General features: G+C 73.2%; 21 protein-coding genes. 7 read left to right on the top strand and 14 right to left on the bottom strand.

The features are described from left to right. Nucleotides 1-132 precede the first annotated feature (132 nt). Nucleotides 133-525 (bottom strand): response regulator, encoded by a 393-nt coding sequence (locus tag WMF36_RS16490; protein WP_437491757.1) that lies wholly within the window; start codon nt 523-525, stop codon nt 133-135. A 206-nt stretch (nt 526-731) separates the two neighbouring features. After that, entirely contained in the window at nt 732-1163 is a 432-nt protein-coding gene (locus WMF36_RS16485) for a DUF309 domain-containing protein (protein WP_437580559.1), read from the bottom strand. 123 nt (nt 1164-1286) lie between these two features. Between WMF36_RS16485 and WMF36_RS16480 the strand changes: the two genes are divergently transcribed. Then, a complete protein-coding gene (locus tag WMF36_RS16480) occupies nt 1287-1484 on the top strand; it encodes a hypothetical protein (RefSeq protein WP_437580558.1) in 198 nt (65 codons plus the stop codon). A gap of 35 nt (nt 1485-1519) precedes the next feature. On the opposite strand, the gene hflX is transcribed toward WMF36_RS16480, so the two are convergent. The 6 genes from hflX to glgA all read right to left on the bottom strand — a co-directional run bounded on the left by hflX (nt 1520) and on the right by glgA (nt 9820). Then, nucleotides 1520-2956 carry a GTPase HflX gene (gene hflX, locus WMF36_RS16475; RefSeq protein WP_437580557.1) on the bottom strand — a complete coding sequence of 479 codons (1437 nt, stop codon included), beginning with the start codon at nt 2954-2956 and terminating at the stop codon, nt 1520-1522. Nucleotides 2957-3193: 237 nt separating this feature from the next. Next, nucleotides 3194-5113, bottom strand: a complete 1920-nt coding sequence (locus WMF36_RS16470; protein WP_437580556.1) for a GAF domain-containing protein — start codon at nt 5111-5113, stop codon at nt 3194-3196. A 228-nt stretch (nt 5114-5341) separates the two neighbouring features. Continuing rightward, the gene (locus WMF36_RS16465) at nt 5342-6766 is read right to left on the bottom strand and encodes a WD40/YVTN/BNR-like repeat-containing protein (protein WP_437580555.1); all 1425 of its coding nucleotides are present in this window, start codon (nt 6764-6766) and stop codon (nt 5342-5344) included. An 11-nt stretch (nt 6767-6777) separates the two neighbouring features. After that, nucleotides 6778-7239 (bottom strand): FixH family protein, encoded by a 462-nt coding sequence (locus WMF36_RS16460; RefSeq protein WP_437580554.1) that lies wholly within the window; start codon nt 7237-7239, stop codon nt 6778-6780. Further along, nucleotides 7232-8221 carry a hypothetical protein gene (locus WMF36_RS16455; RefSeq protein ID WP_437580553.1) on the bottom strand — a complete coding sequence of 330 codons (990 nt, stop codon included), beginning with the start codon at nt 8219-8221 and terminating at the stop codon, nt 7232-7234. The genes WMF36_RS16460 and WMF36_RS16455 overlap by 8 nt, the downstream gene beginning before the upstream one ends. A 141-nt stretch (nt 8222-8362) precedes the next feature. Then, nucleotides 8363-9820: a glycogen synthase GlgA gene (gene glgA / locus WMF36_RS16450; protein ID WP_437580552.1), complete on the bottom strand. Its 1458-nt coding sequence runs from the start codon at nt 9818-9820 to the stop codon at nt 8363-8365. Between the two features lie 401 nt (nt 9821-10221). Here glgA and WMF36_RS16445 point away from each other — a divergent pair, with 401 nt between their 5' ends. The 4 genes from WMF36_RS16445 (at nt 10222) to WMF36_RS16430 (ending at nt 15743) form a co-directional block, all read left to right on the top strand. Then, the gene (locus WMF36_RS16445; RefSeq protein WP_437580551.1) at nt 10222-11394 is read left to right on the top strand and encodes a vWA domain-containing protein; all 1173 of its coding nucleotides are present in this window, start codon (nt 10222-10224) and stop codon (nt 11392-11394) included. A gap of 112 nt (nt 11395-11506) precedes the next feature. Continuing rightward, on the top strand, nt 11507-12559 hold the full coding sequence (locus WMF36_RS16440) for an RluA family pseudouridine synthase (RefSeq protein WP_437580550.1): 1053 nt from the start codon (nt 11507-11509) through the stop codon (nt 12557-12559). Nucleotides 12560-12789: 230 nt separating this feature from the next. Further along, nucleotides 12790-13752, top strand: a complete 963-nt coding sequence (locus WMF36_RS16435; RefSeq protein ID WP_437580549.1) for a hypothetical protein — start codon at nt 12790-12792, stop codon at nt 13750-13752. A gap of 50 nt (nt 13753-13802) precedes the next feature. Then, nucleotides 13803-15743: a molybdopterin-dependent oxidoreductase gene (locus tag WMF36_RS16430; RefSeq protein WP_437580548.1), complete on the top strand. Its 1941-nt coding sequence runs from the start codon at nt 13803-13805 to the stop codon at nt 15741-15743. 18 nt (nt 15744-15761) lie between these two features. On the opposite strand, the gene WMF36_RS16425 is transcribed toward WMF36_RS16430, so the two are convergent. After that, a complete protein-coding gene (locus tag WMF36_RS16425) occupies nt 15762-16409 on the bottom strand; it encodes a hypothetical protein (protein WP_437580547.1) in 648 nt (215 codons plus the stop codon). Nucleotides 16410-16483: 74 nt separating this feature from the next. On the opposite strand from WMF36_RS16425, the gene WMF36_RS16420 reads away from it, so the two are divergent. Beyond that, nucleotides 16484-16663 (top strand): hypothetical protein, encoded by a 180-nt coding sequence (locus WMF36_RS16420; RefSeq protein ID WP_437580546.1) that lies wholly within the window; start codon nt 16484-16486, stop codon nt 16661-16663. Nucleotides 16664-16681: 18 nt separating this feature from the next. Here WMF36_RS16420 and WMF36_RS16415 read toward each other — a convergent pair whose 3' ends face one another. Continuing rightward, nucleotides 16682-18283: a hypothetical protein gene (locus tag WMF36_RS16415; protein ID WP_437580545.1), complete on the bottom strand. Its 1602-nt coding sequence runs from the start codon at nt 18281-18283 to the stop codon at nt 16682-16684. Between the two features lie 203 nt (nt 18284-18486). Continuing rightward, nucleotides 18487-19011 carry a DUF4126 family protein gene (locus WMF36_RS16410; RefSeq protein WP_437580544.1) on the bottom strand — a complete coding sequence of 175 codons (525 nt, stop codon included), beginning with the start codon at nt 19009-19011 and terminating at the stop codon, nt 18487-18489. A gap of 100 nt (nt 19012-19111) precedes the next feature. Here WMF36_RS16410 and WMF36_RS16405 point away from each other — a divergent pair, with 100 nt between their 5' ends. Then, nucleotides 19112-19612 (top strand): DUF4112 domain-containing protein, encoded by a 501-nt coding sequence (locus WMF36_RS16405; RefSeq protein WP_437580543.1) that lies wholly within the window; start codon nt 19112-19114, stop codon nt 19610-19612. A gap of 165 nt (nt 19613-19777) precedes the next feature. Here WMF36_RS16405 and WMF36_RS16400 read toward each other — a convergent pair whose 3' ends face one another. The 3 genes from WMF36_RS16400 to WMF36_RS16390 form a co-directional block, all read right to left on the bottom strand. Then, a complete protein-coding gene (locus WMF36_RS16400; RefSeq protein WP_437580542.1) occupies nt 19778-20482 on the bottom strand; it encodes a Bax inhibitor-1/YccA family protein in 705 nt (234 codons plus the stop codon). 315 nt (nt 20483-20797) lie between these two features. Then, entirely contained in the window at nt 20798-21142 is a 345-nt protein-coding gene (locus WMF36_RS16395; RefSeq protein ID WP_437580541.1) for a hypothetical protein, read from the bottom strand. A gap of 209 nt (nt 21143-21351) precedes the next feature. Further along, nucleotides 21352-22779, bottom strand: coding sequence for a ParA family protein (locus tag WMF36_RS16390; protein WP_437580540.1), 1428 nt, complete (start codon nt 22777-22779; stop codon nt 21352-21354). Nucleotides 22780-22943 lie beyond the last annotated feature (164 nt).

Below are 22943 nucleotides of genomic sequence, written 5' to 3'. Positions count from 1 at the left end.
CTCGGCGGCGGCCCCCTCCACGCCGCCGAGCGGCCCCTCCACGCCGCCGAGCGGCCCCTCCACGCCGCCGAGCGGCCCCTCCACCGCCGAGCCCCTCGGGCCGGGATCGCGCCCGGCCCGGCCTGACCCCGCTCAGGCGGAGGCGGAGCTCGGACCGGGCGCCGAGCCGGCGTGCACCGCGATCGAGTCGAGCAGGCGGTTCAGATCGAACGGCTTGGCGACCGACGCGCACGCGCCGACCTCGCGGGCCCAGCTGCCGGCGTCCACCGCCGCCGTCATGACCAGGATCGGCGCGCGCGGACCGGGACACGACGCGTAGGCCCGCGCGAACCCCCAGCCGTCCATCACCGGCATGCGCATGTCGAGCAGGATGAGGTTCGGCCTGTTGCGCTCGAGCAGCGCCAGCGCAGCCTCTCCGTCGCTGGCCGAGAGGACGTCGTAGCCCTCCTCCGCCAGAGTGATCTCGAGCATCTCCCGGATCTCCTGATCGTCGTCCACGATCAGGATCTGCTTGCGCCGTTTCACGCGGCTCCTTTCGGTTTGCAGCTTGGCTCGAGGCGCGGTGCTCGCCTGCCCCTCCATCCCGGTTCCACACGTTCCGTCTGCCACGCGTCCCCCCGACACGGGTGCCCCCCGTGCGATCTCCACCCAGGCAAACGATGTCACGCCGGCGTCCCACGTCGCACGTGACAAGCGCAATCTCGACTGCGGAGCCCGTTCGGGGCAGAAGCTCACGCCCGCGGACGCGCGCCGGCCGGTGAGGACGATGCGATCTCATCCGTGACCTCCATCCTGGGCAGAAGCGACGCGTCGAGCTCTGTCCTCCCCTCGCTCGCGAGTTGCTCGATCGCGCGCGCTGCGCGGGCGATGTCGCCGGACAGGAGACCGACCGCGACGCCGCCCATGCCCTCCGGCACGCCCGCGAGCCGCGCGTGCGCCTTGTCGAGCAGGCGCACCGCCCCCGACGGGCTTCGCATCCGCGTGAGCTTGTGCAGGGCCGCGGCGACGAGGATGAGCCCCTGGAGGAGCGCTTTCCTCACCGGATCCGGCTCGTCGCGCCACCCGGCCTCCCACAGCTCGTGCGCCTCGTAGAACAGCCCGGCGCGGTAGGCTCCCAGCCCGCGCTGGACGATCGCTTCGAGCTCGGCGTCGGGGGTGTTCATGGCGCGGACCGGCGGCAGAGGCGAGCAGAGCGAAAGACGAGCGGAAGACGAGCGGAAGACGACGAACGATAGCATGCGCCCCGGCGCGCCCGCGCTCCGCCCCTCCGGTGCTACGCTCGGCGCGTGCAGCGGTGGATCCTCATCGGGGTGATCGTTGGGCTCCACCTCGTGGCGTTCGGGATCGGCCTGTTCCTGCGCCGCTACCGGCTCCGGCGCCCCCCGCTGCCCTCCGCCGCGTCGGCGCGGCACGCGCCTCCGCCCCCCGCCGCCCGCCGCGTCAGCGCGGCACGCGCCTCCGCCCCTCGCCGCCCGCCGCGCTGACGCGGCATGCGCCTCCGCCCGCCGCCGCGGCGCGCTCAGCGCGCGAGCAGGCTGCGCAGCCGTTCGAGCGCCACCGGGTGCGCCCGCACCGAGAGCCGGCCGCCGGCGTCGTCGTACTCCTCCGAGAGCACGCGCGCGTTCTCGTAGATCTCCCCGATGAGGCTCTGCTTCGCGTACGGCAGGAGGAGCTCGGCCTCCACCATCGACTCCTCGAAGAAGGAGATGATCGCCTCGCGCAGCGCCGCCACGTCGGCCGGGGTCTTCGCCGAGAGCAGCGTCGCCTCGGGGAACTCGAGGCGCAGCGCGTCGCGCTCCTCCTCCGGCAGCCGGTCCACCTTGTTGAGCAGGAGCCGGCTCGGCACCTCGCTCGCGCCGATCTCCGAGAGCACGCCGCGCGTCACCCCGAGCTGATCGCGGAACGTCGGGTCCGACGCGTCGGCCACGTAGAGCAGGAGCGACGCCTCGAGCGCCTCGTCCAGCGTCGACCGGAAGCTCGCCACGAGATCGTGCGGCAGCTTCTTGATGAAGCCGACCGTGTCCGAGACGAGGATCCGCGGGCGCACCTCCGGGTGGAGCGCGCGCACCGTCGTGTCGAGCGTCGCGAACAGCTTGTCCGCGACGAGCACCTCGCTCCCCGTCAGCGCCCGCATCAGCGAGGACTTGCCGGCGTTCGTGTAGCCGACCAGCGCGACGCGGCGCTGCCCCTGCCGGAGCGCGCGGCGCGTCGACTGCTCGCGCTGGACCGCGCCGAGCTCGTGCTTCAGCTCCGCGATGCGGTCGCGGATCTTGCGCCGATCGAGCTCGAGCGCGCTCTCGCCGGCGCCCTTGCCGCCGATGCCACCGCGCTGCCGGTCCGCGCCGCCGCCCATCTCGCGCATCCGCGGCGCGACGTAGTTGAGCCGCGCGATCTCCACCTCGAGCTTCGCCTCGCGGCTCCGCGCGTGACGGTGGAAGATCTCGATGATCACGCCCGCCCGATCGAGCACCTGCGCGCCCGTCGCGCGCTCCAGGTTGCGCGCCTGGCTCGGCGAGATGTCGTGATCGACCGCCACGACCGTCGCCGTGCGCGCCACCTGCCGGGCGCCGCCCGCGCCCGGCGCCGCGACGCCGCCGTCCTCGTCGTCGTCTGCGTCGTCGGCGTCATCGCCGAGCTCGCCGTCGGGCTCGTCGCCCTCGCCGCTCTCCGCGGCCCGGCGCGCGCGCGCCTTGTTCTTCCGCTCGGGCGCGCCCGAGGGCACGACGCCGCTGCCGCCCGTGAGCTCCGCGAGCTCCTTGAGCTTGCCCTCCCCGAGCACCGCGGCCGCCGCGAGCGCGCTGCGCCGCTGTGACACGGTCGCGATCACCTCGAAGCCGAGCGTGTGAACGAGGCGGCCCAGCTCGGCCAGATCAGCGGCGTGCTCGACATCGTCGACGCCGGGGAGCTGCACCCCGACAAGCACAGCGAGAGGACGTTCGGTTTGGGTCGTGGTCATACGGTGGTGTGCGAGGGCGGGAGCTTCGCCATATCCACCCCCGCGACGCAAGCCGCGCGCTCTCCCGGCGCACGCGAAAGACCGCCCTGGGGGGCGTCCCCGGGCTCATCCCGGCGCGGACCACGAGGCCGTGCAGGGCCGCCCCGACGCCGCCGGCAGGCCGTCACCTCCGCGGAGCGCCCCGCCCGCCGTGCGCCGCGCGACGGCACCGCGAGGCGCCGCCGCGCTCGCGCCGGCTCACCGCGATCGCGCCCCCTCGCGGTGCAGCCGCGCGCTCTCGATGGCCAGCGACGCGAGGCGCCCGAGCTCCGCGGCGACGCCCGTGTCGTCGTGCCGGAGCTCGCGCTCCACCGTCCAGAGGCTCAGGAGGCCGAGCTTGCGGCCGCGCGCCGCGAGCGGCACGAGGATCGCCGAGCGGGCCCCGAGCTCCCGCAGCGCCGCGAGGTGCTCCGGCCCGCGGGCGACCCGCTGCAGCCACGGATCGGTGACCAGCGGGACGAGCGTGGGCTCCCGGCGGGCCACCGCCTCGGCCAGCGGGCCGGCCTCGCCGAGCAGCAGCGGCGGGTGCCTGAGGAGCCGCGGCAGGAGCGCCCGCGCATCGGAGAGGCGCGCGGACGCGACGAGCCGCGGGAGGCCGCCGTCGTCATGGTCGAGCGCGCAGAGGTCCGCGAAGCGCTCGCCGCCGAGCCGCACCAGCTGCTCGACCGTCGCGTCGTGGTCGAGCGACTCCGCCAGCAGCGCGCTCGCCTCGATCACGAGCTCGCGGCCGCGCTCGGCCTTCCGGAGCTCCGTCATGTCCTCGACGGTCATCACGGCCGCCGAGATCCGCCCGTCGGCGTCGCGCACAGGCGTCGCGCTGAAGCTCCCGAGGCGGCGCTCCCCGTCGCCGCGGATGAACTCGAGCTCCTCGCGGACGACCGTCTCGCCGCCGTGCAGCGCCCGGAAGAGCAGCCAGCGCGCGCGCTGGTCGTCGTCCGCCTCGCTGAGCAGCGTCCGCATCGGCGCGTTGCTCGGGGTCTCCTCGGGGCCGCGGACGATCTCCGCGAACCGCCGGTTGCTGAGCGCGAGGGTGCCCGCCGCTCCCTCCGCCACGGCCACGCCGACCGGGAGCCGCTGGATCGCCGTCTCGAACCGGCTGCGCTCCGAGGCGAGCTGCTCGCGCAGCTGGGCCTGCGTCGCGAGCGCGGCCGCGCGCTCGGCCGCCTTCCTGAAGAGCAGCCGGTCCCCCTCGGAGAACTCGGCCACGCGCCGGGAGCTCACGACCGCGACGCCGACGAGGCGGCCCTCCGAGAGCATCGGCACGCCGTAGAGCGCGTGCAGCGCGTCGCTCGGGCGCTCGCTCTGCGCGCCCGACTCGGGCCCCGCCGCGCCGCCCCCGGCGTCGGTGGCGAGCGGATCCGGCGCCGCCGAGCGCAGCGCCACCGGGCGCCGCTCGCGGACCACGCGGCCCACGAACCCCTCGGCCAGCCGGTAGGCGCGCAGGCCCCACAGCGCCTCGTCGACGCCGATGGCCGCGCGGATCCGCAGCACCTCGCCCTCGATCAGCAGCATCACCGCCCAGTCGACCGAGCGCGCCGACTCGATCAGCACCTCGATCAGCCGCCGCAGGAGCCGGTCGATGTGCACGCTGCCCATGCCCTCGGCCGAGACGCGATCGAGCGCCCCGAGCGCGCGCTCCCGGGCCGCGGCGCTCCGCGTGGCCGGATCGATGATCACCTGATCGAGCGCCTCGTGCAGGACGGTCATCTCGAGCCACGACGGCTGCGTGCCGGTCCGCTCCAGGAGCCGGAGCACGCAGCGGCGCAGCACCGAGTACTGGGCCGTCACGTCCTCCAGCTCGAACCCGTCGCGCAGCCTGTCGAGCACGCGGAAGCCGAGCAGCGGCTCGGGGAACTCGGCGGACAGCGACTCGACGCCGGTCCACGAGTCGCGCGCCTCGTCGCTCTGCGGCACCACCGCCGCGGACACGGCCGCGTCGAGGCGCTCGGCGATGCGCTCGAAGACGGTGGGCAGCTCGTCGCGCAGCGCGACGTAGCCCGGGGATTGCTCGCCCGGCGCGCGGCGTCTCTCGGCGCGCTCCCACGCCGCCAGGATCTCCGCGCCGTGGGCGAGGAGGAAGGCGGCGAGCGGCGACTTGGGCAGGTCTCTAGGGGCCATTCACGCGCTGGCCGTAGCCGAGGCCCCCCCAGTCTACGTCAGCCCGCGATGGCGTAGATCCAGAAACGAACCGGAGGGCCTCCGGCCTATCCGGCTCTCCCACGGACGGCGTGGCGTCGGTCACGATCGCGCCGTCCGGCCGCTTCGACCGGCGCTCGCCGCGCGCCCTTCCATAAGCGGTTGTTGAAGCGGCGAGCGGCCCTCGCTCGCCCGCCGGCGCGCCGCGCTTCAGGGCGCACCCGGCGCGGGTCCGCGCCCGCTCGCGTGCGCCCGCCGGCGCGCCAGCGCGAGCGCCCCGGCGGCCGAGAGCGCGAGCCAGCTCACGCCCCTGCCGCCGGGCGGCGCGGCGGCGCCGACGCTCGCGGCGCCCGGCGCGCCGATCTTGCACCCGCACCCGGCCGGCTCCTCGGCGGGCGGCGGCGCCGATCCCCCGCTGCCGGTGCCGGCGTCGCCGCCGCACTGACGGGAGCCGATGGTGAGCGCCGTCGCGCCCCAGAGGTCGGTGCAGGTCGAGGCCGCGCCGCTCTCCTCCGCGCACTCGAGCGGACCGCAGAGCCCGTCGCGGTGCAGGAGGGCTTCGAAGCTCTTTCCCTCGTCGACGGAGCGACCGACGGTGAAGCCGTCGGCGAACTCGTCGCCGCAGGCGAAGAGCGCCGCGGCGGTCCAGGTCAGGCATCGCGCGCCGACGTCCGAGATCTTCTCGAACTCGAGCGAGCTCGTGGGCGCGCGCAAGATCCCGTCCTGGGGGCCGCCCACGATCACGCTCGCTCCGTCCGGCGACAGCGCGAAGCCGAGGAGGTCGCCCTGGCTCTCGAAGACCGTGGTGAAGCTCTCGCCACCGTCGTGCGAGACGATCAGCGCGTCGGTCGGATCGCCGTCGAGCCGCACGTAGATCGTATCGGGGTCGGCGGGATCGATCGCGCCGATGTACGGCAGGCGCATGTCGTCGCTCCCCGGAATGTCGAGCCGCTCCCAGGTCGCGCCGCGGTCGTCGGTCCGCTGCAGGGCCCCTGTGTACTCGGGCGAGCCGAAGCGGCCGCTCACGTAGACGCGATCGCGGTTCGACGGGGCTGCGTCGACCGTGTGGGCGAGGAAGTCCTCGGGCAGGTCGGCGCCCGCCTTCGTCCAGCGGTCCGCGTTGTCGTCCGTCTCCCAGAGCTGGGTCAGGAACCGCCCTGCCCCGAGCCCCGCGCTGACGACGAGCACGGCCCGCGAGGGGTCCTCGCGATCGGCCGAGAGGTCGATGACGTAGCGGTCCAGCAGCTCGCCCTGGGCGAACGACCAGTCGCAGCCGCCGTTCTTCGATGCGCTGAGCCCGTCGAAGACCCCGGCGAGGATCGTCCCGTCGGCGAGGAAGGCCACCATCGGGTCCTCGTTCCCGCCGAAGCCGACGACCGGCTCGCAGATCCAGCGCCACGCCTCGCCGCCGTCGTGCGTGGAGAGCAGGCCGTAGGTCGCGCGCACCATCAGGCGCGACGGATCGCTCGGGTGGCTCGCGATCAGGCCTGCGGCCGGGAAGCGCCCGTTGGCCGAGGCCGGCGCGGCGAGCGCCGCGATCGAGAGCAGCGCCGCGGCGGAGAGGGCCAGGCGGCCGCGCCGCGGCGCGCTCGGCCTCTGGCGTGGGCGAGACGTCGCCTTTGCAAGGGGGTGCACGGGGCGGAAGCCTACTGCACCTCGAACGTGAATCCCGCCTCGTCGATGAGGGACGCGGCCAGGGCGCGGCATTCCACATCCCAGGCGCCCACCATCGAGAGGGGCACGTTGACCACCTGGTACAGGCCGGGCTCGATCTCCACGCCGTCGTGCCCGGACCCGTGCCCCATGGAGAGCATCCTGGCGTACACGCGGAGCTTGATCCTCTTCACCGGGTTCCCCGAGTCGGTCCAGGTGAGCCGCACGTTGAAGGTGTTCGGGCCCCGCTTGATCGGCTCGGTCGACTGCACGTCGAACTCGATGCGCCCGTTGACGCCGACGTCCAGCCGGTCCCCGGGATCCGGCTCCCGGTCCGAGGATCCGCAGCCCTGGAGCAAGAGAAGGGCGAGCGCCGCGAGCGCCGCGCGGCGGGCCCGCGCCCCGCGGGGCTCCCGAGATGACCTGGTGAGCAGCCGATCACGCGGTTCAATCATGTCGTCCCCACACGTAACGGAGGCCTGCCGACAGGGCGGCGAAGGCGCCCTCGTTGCGGCCGATCCCGGAGATCGGCACGTCCACCTGGAGGTTGCCGACGGCGGTCCAGCGCGCGCCGACGTCGTGGGCCAGCACCGCGAGCAGCGCCGTCCGCTCACGCTCTCCGCCCCGCACGGGAAGGCGGCCGGCCACGCGCGGGGATCCCTCACGCTCGTAGAGGCCGCCCACGCTGAGCGAGGTGCCGGAGGCCCACACGGGCCCCGCCGCGGCGACGACCTGCAGGCGGTCCGCGGGCTGCACCTCCTCGCCGCCCGCGGCATGGTAGGCCGTGCGGACGCTGATCGACGCGGCGAGCAGCGCCTGGACCGAGCCCCACGACTTCTCGAAGACGATCCCCGGCCGGAACTCGGCCACGCCGAGGCGGGTCGTGTCGGCGCCGTTCGCGCCGACGTCAATCGCGCTGGTGCCGCCCGTGTCCCCGCCGGACGCGCTGACGCCGATGGGCTCGAACACGGGGTCCTCGCCGTACCCGGTCGGGAGCGCGACGCTCAGCGTGAACGCGGCGGACGGGATCCACGGGGAGATGGCGCCCTCGATCAGCGCGATGCGGCCTGCCGCGCTGATGTCTCCCACGTCGCCGCCGGAGAACGTGCCGTCGAGGCCCGCCCCGATCCAGGTGTGCCGCAGCGGGAGGGAGATGCCGAGCTGGAGGCGCTCTTCGATCCGCACCATCCACCCGACGTCGGCCCTCAGCTCGCGGTGGTAGACGCCCTCGCCAAGGGCGTCGAAGTCGCGCTCCGGCGTCCACGTCCCGAGTTGCTCGGTGAACCGGAGCGAGAAGCTCGCCGCGGCGCGCTCCGAGGGCGCGAGCCACTGGGCGATCCCGTGGCCCGTCCCGCAGCAGGCGGACGCACGCGCGACGCCTGGAGACGCCGCGAGCGAGAGGAGGATCGCGGCGCCGGCGAGGGCTCTGGGCAGCACGGGCGCTGCTATAGGCGACGCGGCTCCCCGGTGACATGCGTCATGTTGTCGCGCGGGAGGCGCCGTATCGCGGTCGGGTTGCCCCTTGCGGCGGGCCCCTCCGGCGCTCCGTCCGGCGCCGCGCGCTCCGGCGCGCGGTGTTCAGCTGGCGAGCGTCTGCCGGTAGACCTGGACGTAGCGGCGTGCGGGTCGGTCCCAGCCGAGGTCGAGGCGCATGATGCGGCGCTGGACGGCGGGCCAGCGGGGCGACGTCAGGGCCGCGAGGGCCCGCTGCACGCCGCCGAGCAGCGAGGTGGCGGTCGGCTTGTCGAACAGGAACCCCGTGCCTGTCTCCAGGGCGGCGTCGAGGTCGACGATCGTGTCGACGAGGCCTCCGGTCCTGCACGCCACCGGGGCGGCGCCGTAGCGCTGCGCGTACAGCTGCACGAGGCCGCACGGCTCGAAGCGCGACGGCACGAGCACGAGGTCGGCTGCGGCCATGAGCCGGTGCACGACGGCCTCGCTCACGCCGCCGAGGAACTTCGCCCGCTCGGGCGCCTTGGCCGCGGCGGCGGTGAGCTTCTCCATGAGCTCGGGGTCGCCCTCGCCGGCCACGACGACGCTGACGTCGCCCTTCAGGATCTTCGGCATGGCGTTCGCGAGCAGGTCGCTACCCTTCTGCGCGACCACCCTGCCGATGGACACGAGCAGCGGGCGGTCCGGCCGGATCTCGAGCCCGATCTCCTGGAGGAGCGCGCTCTTGCAGCGGCCCTTGTTGCTCACGTCCTCGGCGTCGTAGCGCGCGATGATGGCCGGGTCGGTCATCGGGTTCCAGACGGCGTAGTCGATGCCGTTCACGATGCCGGTCAGCTGGTTCGTCCGGGTGCGGAGCACGCCGTCGAGCCGCTCGCCCTGCTTCGGCGTGAGGATCTCGTTCGCGTAGGTGGTCGAGACGGTGGTGAGCGCGTCCGCGGCCAGGATGCCGCCCTTCAGGAAGTTGAGCTGGCCGTAGAACTCGAGCCGGTCTGGCCGGAAGTGGTCGCTGTCGAGGCCGAGGGACGGGAGCGTGTCCTTCGGGAAGAGGCCCTGGTGGGCCACGTTGTGGAGGGTCAGCACGCTCCTGCCGGGCACGGGCGGCTGCTGGTGCCGGAGCAGGTACGCCACCATGGCGGTGGGCCAGTCGTGGGCGTGCACGATGTCGAACGGCGAGCCGGACCGCGCCCGCTGGCGGACGAGCTCCACGACGGCGCGGGAGAACAGCGAGAACCGGCGCGCGTTGTCCTCGTAGTCGCGCCCCTCCTCGCCGTAGATGCCGGGCCGATCGTGGAAGCCGGGCACGTCGAGGACGATGAGCTCCACGCCCGTGCTGAGCCGCCCGTCCAGGAGCGTCACCTGGATGGGTCCGCCCGGCGACACCTGCGGGTCGACCTCGAGCGGCATCGGGGTGAGGCGGCGCGCCATCATCAGCCCGCTCGAATCGAGGGCCCGGTAGCGCGGCAGCGCGATCGTCACCTTGTGGCCGAGCAGCCGGAGCGCCTTCGAGAGCGACGACACGACGTCAGCCAGCCCGCCGACCTTGACGATGGGCGCGATCTCGGAAGCAGCGAAGAGAATGTCCATGCGGGCGCGGTGTGTAGCACGAACCGGGGGGCGTACGGGGCGGCTTCCGCACACCCGGGCGGGGGGGTTGAGGGTGAAGAACGCGAGGTGGCCAAGGCGCCGTGCCCTCCGCCTCCGGCTCCTCGTCGAGCGCCTCGACCGTCTCCACGGCGGCCTGAGCCGGGTGAGCCCGCGACAGGAGCCGCGGCGTGATCGGCTCGAAGTCGTCGCCGTGGGCGTAGTCACCGATCTTCCAGACCTGCGCGTACCCTTACTTCCCTGTGCAGTTTCGCAGACAGATTTGTGTGATTTTTTACTTCAGAATCGGTTCGCACAGGCGCTGCTGCACAGTGAATCACTTCCGAGCGCCCCTGGCCGCGCACGGCGGAGACACGCCGAGCCACTCTGTGTATCTTTACCTCGTGAGCAGCACACTTATCTTTCCCAGGCTCTCTTGGTACCTCGCCCTCCTCGCCACCGGCATCGCCGTGAGCTGCGGGGGCAACAACGACGGCGAGCCACCGCCCCAGGGCTCCGGCTCCGTAAGCGGCAGCGGCGGCGCGGCCGGCGGCGTCGGCTCCACCGGCGGCGGCGAGGAGCCGATCTTCGTCGGCAGCGGCGGCGGCCTGATCGCCACAAGCGGAAGCGGCGGCGCCGGCGGCGCCTGCCAGCAGCTCGACATCACGTTCGAGCCGCAGACGCCGACCGTGATGATCGTCGTCGATCGCTCCGGCAGCATGTACGACAGCGGCTACTGGGCTCCGCTGCAGACGGCCGTGCTCAACGTCGTCGAGAGCCTGCAGGCGAACGTGCGCTTCGGCTTCCTCACGTTCACGGGGGTCGCTCCGGCGCAGTGCCCGCTGCTCACCGGGACCGACGTCATCGCCCTCAACAGCCACGCCGACATCGCGGCCGCCTACGAGGAGGCCTCCATGAGGCCGGGTCAGAAGCTCGAGACGCCCACCGGCATGACGTTCAACGAGACGGTCATCCCCGATCTCGTCGCCTTCGGAGAGCCCGGCCCCAAGTACATCCTCTTCGTCACCGACGGCGAGCCCGATCGCTGCGACGACGGGCCCGCCGTGTGCGCGCGCGACGACGTGGTAGGCGCGGTGCAGTCCGCGTACACGCAGGGCATCGGGACGTTCGTGTTCGGCCTCGGCGACGGCGATTTCGCGGAGCACCTCCAGGATCTGGCGAACGCCGGCGTCGGCCAGCCGGTCCGGCGACCCCAGAACACCCAGCAGGACTGCTTCACCGGCGCGGGCACCTACGCCGACGCCGGCGGCTCGGCGATGTACTACACGCCGGATCCGACCAACGCGACCGCCCTGGAGAACGAGCTCAACGCGGCCATCTCCGGCGCCAAGAGCTGCACGTTCGACCTCCAGGGCTCGATCGCGGTGGATCTCGATCACGCGTCGGAAGGCCAGGTGCTCATCGACGGCACGCCCGTGCCCTACGACGCGCAGAACGGCTGGACCATGGAGAGCCCGACCCAGCTCGTCCTCGCCGGCGACGCCTGCGCGCAGCTCAAGAGCGCGACGCAGGGCATCTCGTTCAACTTCCCCTGCGAGATCATCGACCCCCTGTGAGCCGCGGGCCGGCGCGCCTTCCGCGCGCGCCTCGACGCGGCGCCCGCGGGCGGCTTCCTTTTCCGCGCACCCGGCCGGCGCCTTTGCTAAAGCCCCACGGCAACCTCGACCCATGACCAGGATCAGCGCGCGGGAGCTCGCCGGCACGAGCGGCCCCTTCGGCCGCGGCACACAGGTGGTGCGGCCGGAGGAGGTGCCGGAAGGATCGGTCGTCACCGTGCTCCGCGTGCCGCCCGAGTCGGCGGGCATGCGGCTCGACCGGTTCGTGCAGTCGCAGCTCAAGCGGACGAGCCGCACGCGCGCCGCCGAGATCGTCTCCCGCGGCGCCTACTCGCCCGAGGCGCGGCGCCTGCGCGGCAGCGATCGCGTCCGGCCGGAGCAGTGCATCCTCCTCTGGCGCGCGCCGTGGGACGAGCAGGCGCCCGACACGGCGATCCCGGTGCTCCACGAGGACGAAGCGCTGCTCGCCGTCAACAAGCCGCCGGGCCTGCCCGTGCACCCCACGGCGCGGTACCACAAGAGCACCGTCATCAAGATGATGGAGGCCGCGCGCCCCGGCGAGCGGCTGTTCCTGGCGCACCGGATCGACAGGGAGACGAGCGGCGTGCTCCTCCTCTGCCGAACGCCCGAGGCCGATCGGAGGGTGAAGGCGCAGTTCGAGGAGCGCACCGGCGTCCTCAAGCGCTACGTCGCGATCACCTGGGGCTGGCCCGAGCACGACGCCTTCCGGGTCGAGCTGCCGCTCGAGCTCGACACGGCGAGCCGCTACAAGGTGAAGATGCGGGTGGCAACGCCGGGCCGCGGCCTCTCGTCAGCCACGGCGTGCGAGGTGCTGGGCCGCCGCGCCGACCCCCTCACCGGCCGGCGCTACGCGCTGATCCGCTGCACGCTCGAGACCGGCCGGCAGCACCAGATCCGGGTCCACCTCGCGACGAGCGGCCTGCCGCTCGTGGGCGACAAGCTCTACGGGCCGGACGAGGGCATGTTCGCGCGCGGCGCCGACGGCGAGCTCACCGACGAGGACCGCCGCGCGCTCGAGCTCGACCGCCACGCTCTCCACGCCGCGCTCCTGGAGCTCACGCATCCGGCGACAGGCGGACGCGTGCGCATCGAGGCGCCGCTCTCGGACGATCTGCGCATCTTCTGGGACGCGCTCGACGCTTGATCCGCGCCCGAGGACGGGGGCCGCCTCGCGCGCGGCCCGCGCCTCGTGGCCTCTGTGTGCGAGGTGACGCCGGCAGGCGCCATGACCCCCGCGGGCGAGGTGGGACGAGGCCCGCGGGCGAGGTCGAGACGCCCCGCGCGCGGCGCCCCTGCCGCGGCGGCCCCGCCGGCGGCGCGCGCGAGGGGCCGCGGATCTTGTACCGTCGCGCCGACTTACGTACGATGACCCGGATGACGCGTGCGCGAGACGACCTCGAGGCGCTGCGGGATCCAGCGCTTCGGTCCACACCGCTCGAGGCCGAGAGCACCGCCCAGCGCACGGCAGCCGGGCCGGTGGAGCCCGGTCCGGAAGAGACAACACAGGCCACCGAGACGCCCTCTCCAGGGGAGCTTCCCGGCGCGGACGGCGAGCGCCCCGACGCGGACGAGCCGCAGCGGGCGAGCTCGGAGCGGTCGGAGCCGGCCTCTTCCGCCGGCGTCGCGCCGTCCGAGGCCGACCCGCGCTCCCGGGGCGACGAGAGCCTGGATCGCGAGCGCTACGAGCGGTACGCGATGCCCGCGAGCGACCTCCCCGCGGCCCACGTGCAGGCCTTCCGCGGGGACGCGGGCGGGGTGCTCGCGATCGTCCGGCGCGCCGTGCAGTCCGTGACGCGCGATCCGGCGCGCCACCGGCGCCGGCTGCCGAAGTCCCGCTTCGACACGATCCGCAGCCTGCCGGAGCTCGCGATGGCGCTCGACCATGCGGTGGCGCGCATGCAGCCCGAGAGCGCGCCGCCGCCGGAGGTGGCCGAGCGGCTCGACGTGCTCTACGAGGCGCTGCGCCCGACGCTCGCCGCGGCCGAGGTGTGCTTCCCGCGCGGGATCGTCCCGGAGACCTACGGCATCGTCCGGCGCGCGCTCGTCGCCGGAGATCCCGCGAGCGCGGCGGCCAGCATCACCAACCTCATCCTGGACCGGTGGAACCACGTGCAAGGCCGGATCTCCCTCACCAGGGACGAGGTGACCCGGGTGAACAGCACCGCGAAGTGGCTGCTCAGCAACACCCGCCCGACCGAGCGGCTCGACTCGCGCGACATCCGCGATCGGCTGTGGTCGCTCCTGCGCGAGCGCTACGAGCAGCTCCGCGTCATCGCCCAGGAGGTCTCCGGCGACGACTCGCGAGACTACGCCCCCGAGCGGCTCGCGGCCGACTAGCCCCGCGCGGCGCGGTGTACCGCCGCGCGCGCGTGCTCTAGGCTGCCGTTGTGCAGGAGATCCGCAAGACGGTCTGTAACCGCGACTGCCCCGACGCTTGCAGCATCGTGGCCACCGTGAAGGACGGCCGCGTCGTGCGCCTCGGCGGCGACCCGGACCACCCGGTCACGAGGGGCTTCCTCTGCTACCGGACGTCGCGCTTCCTGGAGACCCAGTACTCACCCGAGCGCCTGACGACGCCGCTGCTCCGCAAGGGCGGCGAGCTCGTCCCGGTCTCCTGGGAGGAAGCGCTCGACACCGCGGCCGAGCGGCTGCTCGCGATCCGGCGCGAATCGGGCCCGGCCGCGATCTTCCATTATCGGAGCGGCGGTTCGCTCGGGATGCTCACGGGGATCACCGACGCCTTCTTCGCGCGGTTCGGGCCGGTCACGGTCAAGCGCGGCGACATCTGCTCCGGCGCGGGCGACGCCGCGCAGCTCGCCGATTTCGGCGAGGAGGACAGCCACGACCTCGCCGACCTGAAGAACGCCCGGCAGATCCTCCTCTGGGGCAAGAACGTCTTCACGTCGAGCCCGCACACCCTGCCGGTGCTGCGCGAGGCGAGGGCGCGCGGCGCGGAGCTCGTGCTCGTCGATCCCGTGCACCACAGGACGGCCTCCCTGTGCGCGGCGTTCTACCAGCCGCGCCCGGGCGGCGACTTCGCGCTCGCCATGGCCGTCGCCCGCGTGCTCTTCGACGAGGGGTGGACCGATCCGCGCGCCGCGGACTACTGCGATCACCTCGACGCCTTCCGCGCGCTCGCGCGGGGCCGCTCCGTCGCGGCGTGGTGCGGCGAGGCCGACGTGCCCGAGGGCGCCGCCCTGGATCTCGCGCGCCGCCTCGCCGACAGGCCCGCGGCGATCCTCGTGGGCTGGGGCATGGGCCGGCGCACCACGGGCGGGGCGATCGTGCGCGCGCTCGACGCGCTCTCGGCCGTGAGCGGGAACCTCGGCATCCCCGGCGGGGGCGTCTCGTTCTACTTCAAGCGGCGCGGTGCGTTCGATCTCTCGCCGTTCGGGGGCGATCGCCCCGCGCCCCGCACCGTCTGCGAGCCGCTGTTCGGGCAGGAGGTGCTCCGGATGAGCGACCCGCCGATCCGCGCCGTCTGGGTGACCGCCGGCAACCCGGTCGCGATGCTGCCCGCGTCGGACGCCGTCGCGGAGGCGCTCGCGACGCGCGAGCTCGTCGTCGTCGCCGACTCCTTCCTCACGGACACGGCGCGGCTCGCCCACCTGGTGCTGCCCACGACGACGCTGCTCGAGGCGGACGACGTGCTCGGCGCCTACGGCCACCATTACCTCGGCGTCGCCACGCCCGTGGTCCCGCCCCCGGACGGGGTGAAGAGCGATCTCGAGATCATGCAGGCGCTCGCGCAGCGCGTGGGCCTCGGCGACGCGCTCGACGGCAGCGCCCGCGACTGGAAGCGGCGGGTCGTCGAGCCCAGGCTCGCGCCGCTCGGCATCACCCTCGAGGCGCTGGAGCGCGCGCCGGTGCGCAATCCGCTGGCGCCGAAGGTGCTGTTCGAGGACCGCAAGTTCCCGACCCCGACCGGGCGGGTCAACCTCATCACCGAGGGGCCGGAGGAGCGCGCGGATCCCGACGCGCGCGAGCTCCCGCTGCTCCTCATGGCGCTGTCCACCGAGAAGTCCCAGTCGTCGCAGTGGGCCAGGCCCCAGCGAGGCCCGGCCGTCGTGACGGTCCACCCCGACGCGGCGAGCGGCGTGGCCGACGGCGGCCTCTGCCGGATCGTGTCGCGCGTCGGCGCGATGACGGTGCAGCTCCGCCACGATCCCGCGCAGCGCCGCGACGTCGCGCTCATCCCGAAGGGCGGCCACCTCCGCGACGGCCGCTGCGCCAACGCGCTGATCCGCGCCCGCACCACGGACATCGGCGAGGGCGGCGCGCTCTACGAGGAGCGGGTGCGCATCGAGCCGGACGAGGGCGGCTCCTGACCGGCGGCGCGCCGCGGCTCAGTCCTCCTGCGCAGGCGCCCGCATCGGCTCTCTCGGCGTGGTGCGCTCGGGGGGAGCCGCGGCCGAGCCCTCCACGGCGTCCCCGATCTCGCGCGCCACGCCCTCGACGGTGCGCAGGCTGATCCGCCCGGCGAGCACCAGGGTCGCGCCGATCTCGCGGCAGTCGATCGGATCCAGCCGGACGGGGGACGCGAACGCGTTGACCGCCGCCATCTGCCCCGCCGCGTAGTCGAAGCGCGCGCCGAACACGAGATCGCCGTACCTCGTATAGGAGACCATGCCGAGCCCCGCGTGCACGCCGCTCATCCGCTCCAGGAAGAGCTTCGACTCGGCGGTCGTGGGGCCCCGCAGGCTCGACAGCGCGTTGAAATCGGTGACGACGCCGCCCACCACGCTGAGGTCGCGCGTGACGAACACCTCGGCGCCGAGCCCCACGTTGACGATGGGCGCCGCCTCCTCGACGATGTCGAGCCGGCTCTGCCTCCGGCTCGTCACCGCGCCCCCCTCGATCGCGATCTCCTCCCGATCGGCGGTGATCCGCGCGAGCTCGCGCTGGCCCAGGTAGAAGAAGCCGTCGAGCTCCAGCCGCAGCCTGCTCCACTCCGCGCTCGCGCCCACCGCCACGCGCGCCGGCGAGGGAGCCACGAACTCCCCTTCACCTGCCCAGGTGCGGACCGCCGCTGTCCCGGTGGCGAGCGTGTCGTGATAGCTCGCGGACGGTGCAGCTCCGCCACGATCCCGCGCAGCGCCGCGACGTCGCGCTCATCCCGAAGGGCGGCCACCTCCGCGACGGCCGCTGCGCCAACGCGCTGATCCGCGCCCGCACCACGGACATCGGCGAGGGCGGCGCGCTCTACGAGGAGCGGGTGCGCATCGAGCCGGACGAGGGCGGCTCCTGACCGGCGGCGCGCCGCGGCTCAGTCCTCCTGCGCAGGCGCCCGCATCGGCTCTCTCGGCGTGGTGCGCTCGGGGGGAGCCGCGGCCGAGCCCTCCACGGCGTCCCCGATCTCGCGCGCCACGCCCTCGACGGTGCGCAGGCTGATCCGCCCGGCGAGCACCAGGGTCGCGCCGATCTCGCGGCAGTCGATCGGATCCAGCCGGACGGGGGACGCGAACGCGTTGACCGCCGCCATCTGCCCCGCCGCGTAGTCGAAGCGCGCGCCGAACACGAGATCGCCGTACCTCGTATAGGAGACCATGCCGAGCCCCGCGTGCACGCCGCTCATCCGCTCCAGGAAGAGCTTCGACTCGGCGGTTGTGGGGCCCCGCAGGCTCGACAGCGCGTTGAAATCGGTGACGACGCCGCCCACCACGCTGAGGTCGCGCGTGACGAACACCTCGGCGCCGAGCCCCACGTTGACGATGGGCGCCGCCTCCTCGACGATGTCGAGCCGGCTCTGCCTCCGGCTCGTCACCGCGCCCCCCTCGATCGCGATCTCCTCCCGATCGGCGGTGATCCGCGCGAGCTCGCGCTGGCCCAGGTAGAAGAAGCCGTCGAGCTCCAGCCGCAGCCTGCTCCACTCCGCGCTCGCGCCCACCGCCACGCGCGCCGGCGAGGGAGCCACGAACTCCCCTTCACCTGCCCAGGTGCGGACCGCCGCTGTCCCGGTGGCGAGCGTGTCGTGATAGCTCGCGTCCAGCGAGTCGAAGATATGCACGCTGGGCGTCCGCACGCTGATCCCGGCAGAGAACACCGAGGTCAGCCGGTACGTCACCCCGAGGTGCGCGAGCACGTCCCAGGAATCTCCGGAGAGCGCGGCCTGGTACGTCGCGCTGCTCGCCGAGCCCGTGCTTGTGTCCTCCACGACGCTGGCGACGCCGAGCGAGCTCGCGTAGCGGGTGCGCACGACCGGGAGCGAGACGCCCACGGCGAGGCGATCGGTGACACGGTAGCTCCACGACGGACCGGCGCTGAAGCGACCCCACGCGTAGCGGAGCGTCTGCGCCTGGCTCACGCGGCGCGGGCCGGATTCCCCCGAGAACCGCAGCGCGTCGAACCCGAACTCGTTCTCCTCGGTCTTCCCGAGGCAAGCGGCGACGGTCTGGCGGCCGACCCGCGCTCGCCTCGAATCCGCATCGCCCGCGCCGCGCTGCCAGTCGAAGAAATAGCACATCGCGTCGGGGAGGGAGTCCAGGCCCTGATCGCTCACCGTCGTGTGATCGAGCCGGAGGTCGCCGTACAGGGCGGAGTCGACCGGACCTGGCTGATGCCACGCCTCCAGCGTGCGATGCGCGTAGCGAAAGAACGTCGACGAGAACGCGATGTTCCGGTCCTCGATGCGGATGATGGTGGCCGGGTTCAGGAAGGGCGCGGCGCCGTCGACGCCCAGCACGACCCCTGTGCCTCCGAGGAGCGCCGAGCGCCCGCCGAGGAGCGCGGACTCGTACCGTCCTTGTGCATGCACCGCGGCTCCGTCGAGCGTCCCGAGGAGCGCGCCGACGATGCCGGCCAGCGCCCCGCGCGCTCCGGAGCGGAGAACGCGGGCGTGCGGGCTCGGTGGCGTGTCCGGCGTCAGCATGGCTCGTGGCGCCGTGACCGCAGCGGCAGCGGTGCCCCGCTGTGGCAGGACGCGACGTGCGCGCGCCGGGAGACGTGCGCGCGCCGGGACGTCCCTGGGTGCGACGGCGCGCATCCTCTTCGCGCCTCCCTCGCCTCCGGGGCTGCGCGCTGCTCGCGGCGGAGCCGGGGCTGGGGCCCTGGCGGGCGCGCCGGCGCTCGGCACTAGCGGCGCGCCGCCAGCGCGCCCAGGCCGAAGGCGATGGCATCCTCGACGACGGCTGCGACCGGGGCGGGAATGCGCGTCCCGCGGTCCAGCCACACGCGGGCGCGATTCCCGACGAGCGCGCCGATGGCGGCCGCCGCTGCCCCGACCACGGCGCCTGCGAACCGCATGTTCCTCTCGGGGCTTTGCGTGCCGACGGCGGCGCCCAGGAGCGCCCCGATCAGGAGCCGCGCGCCGAGCGGACCTCTCGCGAGGCGGCTCGGCGCGGAGGGCAGCTTGTCCATCAACAGCTCTCCGCCCGCGAGCACGCTGAGCGCGCGCTGCGCTCCGGGCGAGCGAAGCGTGCGCCAGAAGCTCCCGCGTTGCCCGTCGAACGCGCCGCGCCGGGCGCTGGCCGCGAGGAGCCTCACGCCCAGCATGGAACGCATTCCTGTCACCATCCCGAGCCCTGCTGCCTGCCCCAGGAGAAGAATCTCCGAGTGGCGCGACTGCCGGGCGCTTCCCACAGCCCTTACCGTCTCCATGGCGGTCCCAGAAGCAACGCATATGCCCTGGTGGGTCTGGGGCGCGCGAAGTACACTACGAGGGACAGCTCACCCGGCCCCGAACCGGTCCGTCATCCCTGTGACACCCCTCACCACGCTGAAGACCGTCGATCTCGAGGAGGAGCGGCTGAAGCGCCTGAACGCGCTCGGCCACTTTCTGGACAATGCGATCCGCATCCCCGGCGTCGGCTATCGGGTCGGTTACGACGCGCTGATCGGGTTGGTCCCTGGGGTCGGGGATCTCATCGGCTTCGGTCTCTCGATGTACATCGTGCTTTCGGCGGCGCGTTACCGTCTCCCCGTCTCGACGGTGCTTCGGATGATGCTCAACGTGGGTCTCGAGACGTTGTTCGGCACGGTTCCCTTGCTGGGCGACCTGTTCGACGCGGCCTACAAGTCGAACGCGCGCAACCTCGACCTCCTGCGAGCGCACCTCGTCGCGCGCGCGCAGCTCGGCGCCCGCCCCTCTGATCGAGGCTTCTACGCCGGCCTGATCGTAGCGGTCGGCTGCCTCCTAGCGCTGGCCGGCCTCCTACTTTTCTCCCTGACCAGAGCGCTACAAGCCCTCCTCGCCCCCTAAACCCCCGCCCCCCGGTTCCCCCGTCCCCCCCGCTGCCCGAGCGGCGCGCGCCCGCACAGGAGACGGGCCCAGATCGGCGTTTTCGGCGCGGAGGCGTACTCCAGTACGCCGAGCACCGAAAACGTCGAGATGGGCCCGTATCCGCAGCGGGCGCGCGCCGCTCGCTCAGTTGCGGGAGGAGGTGAAGAGTCGGAGTACGTACCAGAACAGCAGGGCGACGGACGCGAAGAGCTCGAGTGCGGCGCCGACGTACCTGTCCTCGGGGAAGTGGTGCAGGATGTTCGACGTGTCGTAGAGGATGGCGGCGCCGGCGAAGGCGACCATGGCGACGCTGAAGAACGTGCCGAGCTGGAAGCCGAACAGCAGCCCGGCCCCGATGAGGACGAGCGCGCAGATGCCGCCCCAGCGCAGGAGACCGCCCAGGAAGGAGAAATCCTTGCGGGTCACGAACGCGATCGCGGTGAGCCCGGCGAAGCCCGCCATCGTGGCGAGCGCGGCGCTCTGGATCGCGCCGGGCGCGACCATGTCCGCGATGTAGAGGAGCGGCACGAAGATGATCGCCTGGGCGACCACGTAGCCGCCGAGCGCGGCGTACTGCACCGGCTTCGACATCGACGTGTGCGCCGCGCGGCTGGCGAGCCAGCTCACGAGCATGAAGGCTCCGAGCACCACCAGCCAGCTCGTGCCCATCATCGCCCTGGCGATGACCGAGGCGACGCCGGTCTTGAACAGCGCGACCTCGATCGCCGCGAAGAGCACGATCGCCCCGAACAGGTGATTGTACGTTCGCACGAGGAAGCGCTCGCGCGAATCCGCGGCGGCACGGAGCGCCGAAGAACGGGTCCCGTATCCTGCGAAGTTCTGGTCCATGTTCCCTCTCTGGGTAGGCCTCGATTTTCGGCTCGTGGCTCCCCGATTCCTGATCCCGACACTAGCACGCGACATACCCGCGGCGCTGCTGCCGGGCGAGGACGCGCCCGGCGAGGCCGCGCATCGCCTCACACCGCGAGCGGCGGCGCCGGTGCCCCGCCCCTCCACCGCTCGCCCGAGCCCAGGGAACCGGGCGGCCTCTGCCCCACCGATGCCGCGGAAGGCCGCCGCGGCTCGCGCGGTGCCCGTGGCGCGATGGTGAAAAAGCTGGCCTCGATCCCCCTCGCCTCGTCGAGGTCTTCCTGGAAAGTCGACCTAGATCCCCTTGGGGATCTTGTCGAGGTCCACCTGGGAGAGCGCATGCCGGATCAGCGCGCTTCGATTGGCCTTCGTCATGCCGCGCGCCTTGAGGGCGCTGACCATCTCATCCAGCCTCTCGAGATCCCCGGTGTACATCGAGATACAGATGACCTTGTAGTGCTGCGGTCTCTCGGGCGGCGGCGCAGCACCTGGCTCGGATGCGGCGCCGGTCGTCCGGGTCTTCGCGCGCGAACGCGGCGCTTCCGTGGGTGTATAGAACGCCCCGGACAGAACACCTTCCACCTCGTCGCGATCGAGCAGCGCCCGCGCGGCGCCCCCGAGATCGCCTTCGCTCTTCATTGCGTCCTCCAGCTCTCTGCCCGGTCGGGGCTCCGCGAGCGCGGGCCCTTCATCCAGCGAGACCCGCTGCCGCAGGTCCCTTCATCCAGCGAGACCCGCTGCCGCAGGTCCCTTCATCCAGCGAGACCCGCTGCCGCAGGTCCCTTCATCCAGCGAGACCCGCTGCCGCAGGTCCCTTCATCCAGCGAGACCCGCTGCCGCAGGTCCCTTCATGCACCGGCCGCCGCAGCGCCCGGCCGCTCTGCCGCCGCGTCCGCCCGGTCGGTGCCCCACGATCCCGGCTCGCGCGCCGCCCCTGCCTCCGAGCCGGCCGCGCCCCGCTCGCGACTCTCGATGATGCGATCGACCACCGCCAGATAATCGTCGGCCGCCGGGGTCCCCGGCGCATATTCGAAGATCGTCTGCCCCTGCGCAGGCGCCTCCTTGACCTTGATCGCCTGCCGGATCGGCGCGAGGCAGCGCTCCCCGAAGTGCTGCTTCATCGTGCTGACCGCCTCACGCGCGATCCTCGCGCGACCGTCGAAGAAGGTCGGCAGCACGCCCCAGATCTGCACCGGATGGTGCAGCAGCGCGTTCACGTTCTTCACCGTCTTGATCACCTGCCGGACGCCGACCAGCGACAGGTAATCGCACGCGACCGGGACGAGCACGCTGTCGGCGAACACAAGCGCGTTCTGGTTCATCAGGGACAGGCTCGGCGAGCAGTCGAGCACGACGTAGTCGTAGTCGGCCGCAGCCGCGGAGAGGCGATCCGAGAGCACGCGGTCCCGGTTCTGGCGCCCCGCCAGGTAGAGTTCGGCCGCGGCCAGCGTCTCGTTGGATGGGAGGAGATCCAGGTTCGGCCGCACCGCCCTCGTCGCGTCCGCGACCCGGAGCCCCATCACGAGCACGTGATAGAGCGAGCGCTCCGCGCCCGCGCCCAGCGAGACGGAGACGTTCCCCTGCGCGTCGGTGTCGACGAGGAGCACCCGCTTGTCGCGCGCCGCGAGCCCGGCCGCCACGCTCACGGCCGTCGTCGTCTTGCCCGTGCCGCCCTTGTGGTTGAACACGGCCAGATACCGGGGCACCCCGGCCGGGCGCTGCGGCGCCCGCTTCGCGCTCCCCGCCGGCGACACGGGCACCGCGACCGCCCCCTGCCCCCTGGGCTCCGCCGGGCGCGCAGCCGGCGCGCCCGGCGCAACGGCCGACGCCCCTGCCTGCGCGCCAGCCCGCGCCGAAAGCTCCGGGGACGCCGGCTCACCGGCCTCCGCGACGGCGCGGGAGCCGCTCCCCGACAACGGAACTTCGCGGCGGGTCGGCGACAGCCCCTCGGCCGGCGCCGCGGCCGCCGCCGCGATGTCTCCGAGCCGCACCCCCTTCGCCTCGCGGACCAGCTGCGCCCGGCACCCGAGCGAGCACGCGTAGTGCCGCCGCCCGGCGACGTAGAGCACCTGCGACACGAGATCCGGGGGAAAGCGCTTCGCGCACGCGTCGCACGTGGCGAGCGAGGCGCCGCTCTCCCCGCCGAGCTGGCTCTTCTCCAGGCATTTTTGCGAGCAGAAGAAGGAGAAGCCGCCGTCCTTCTCCTCCATCTGGTACCGGAACTGGACCTCGAATCCGGTCCCGCACACGCTGCACGTCTCGCTGATTCCGCCCACAGCTCGCTCCTTCGCGCCGCGCACAGCGCTTTGCCCAGGCGCAGCGTTGACCATCATCACAGTCAAGGAACAAAGGTCAACTTTTTGCGAACGCGGCGCACCCTTCCAGCGGAAGGAAAGATCGCGCATCCCGGGACGGGGCGGGGCCGGGACGAGGGCTGGCC

The sequence above is a fragment of the Sorangium sp. So ce887 genome (genome assembly GCF_051521455.1).
GTDB lineage: Bacteria > Myxococcota_A > Polyangia > Polyangiales > Polyangiaceae > Sorangium.
Note: the sequence above shows the minus strand (reverse complement) of the source record. Positions and strands in the feature narration are given on the sequence as shown.

Coding starts and splice junctions, on each gene's coding strand:
- WMF36_RS16415 (WP_437580545.1), bottom strand. CDS start 18,283: ATGCTGACGCCGGACACGCCACCGAGCCCGCACGCCCGCGTTCTCCGC.
- WMF36_RS16400 (WP_437580542.1), bottom strand. CDS start 20,482: ATGGACCAGAACTTCGCAGGATACGGGACCCGTTCTTCGGCGCTCCGT.
- WMF36_RS16440 (WP_437580550.1), top strand. CDS start 11,507: ATGACCAGGATCAGCGCGCGGGAGCTCGCCGGCACGAGCGGCCCCTTC.
- WMF36_RS16485 (WP_437580559.1), bottom strand. CDS start 1,163: ATGAACACCCCCGACGCCGAGCTCGAAGCGATCGTCCAGCGCGGGCTG.
- WMF36_RS16410 (WP_437580544.1), bottom strand. CDS start 19,011: ATGGAGACGGTAAGGGCTGTGGGAAGCGCCCGGCAGTCGCGCCACTCG.
- glgA (WP_437580552.1), bottom strand. CDS start 9,820: ATGGACATTCTCTTCGCTGCTTCCGAGATCGCGCCCATCGTCAAGGTC.
- WMF36_RS16460 (WP_437580554.1), bottom strand. CDS start 7,239: ATGATTGAACCGCGTGATCGGCTGCTCACCAGGTCATCTCGGGAGCCC.
- hflX (WP_437580557.1), bottom strand. CDS start 2,956: ATGACCACGACCCAAACCGAACGTCCTCTCGCTGTGCTTGTCGGGGTG.
- WMF36_RS16470 (WP_437580556.1), bottom strand. CDS start 5,113: ATGGCCCCTAGAGACCTGCCCAAGTCGCCGCTCGCCGCCTTCCTCCTC.
- WMF36_RS16435 (WP_437580549.1), top strand. CDS start 12,790: ATGACGCGTGCGCGAGACGACCTCGAGGCGCTGCGGGATCCAGCGCTT.
- WMF36_RS16395 (WP_437580541.1), bottom strand. CDS start 21,142: ATGAAGAGCGAAGGCGATCTCGGGGGCGCCGCGCGGGCGCTGCTCGAT.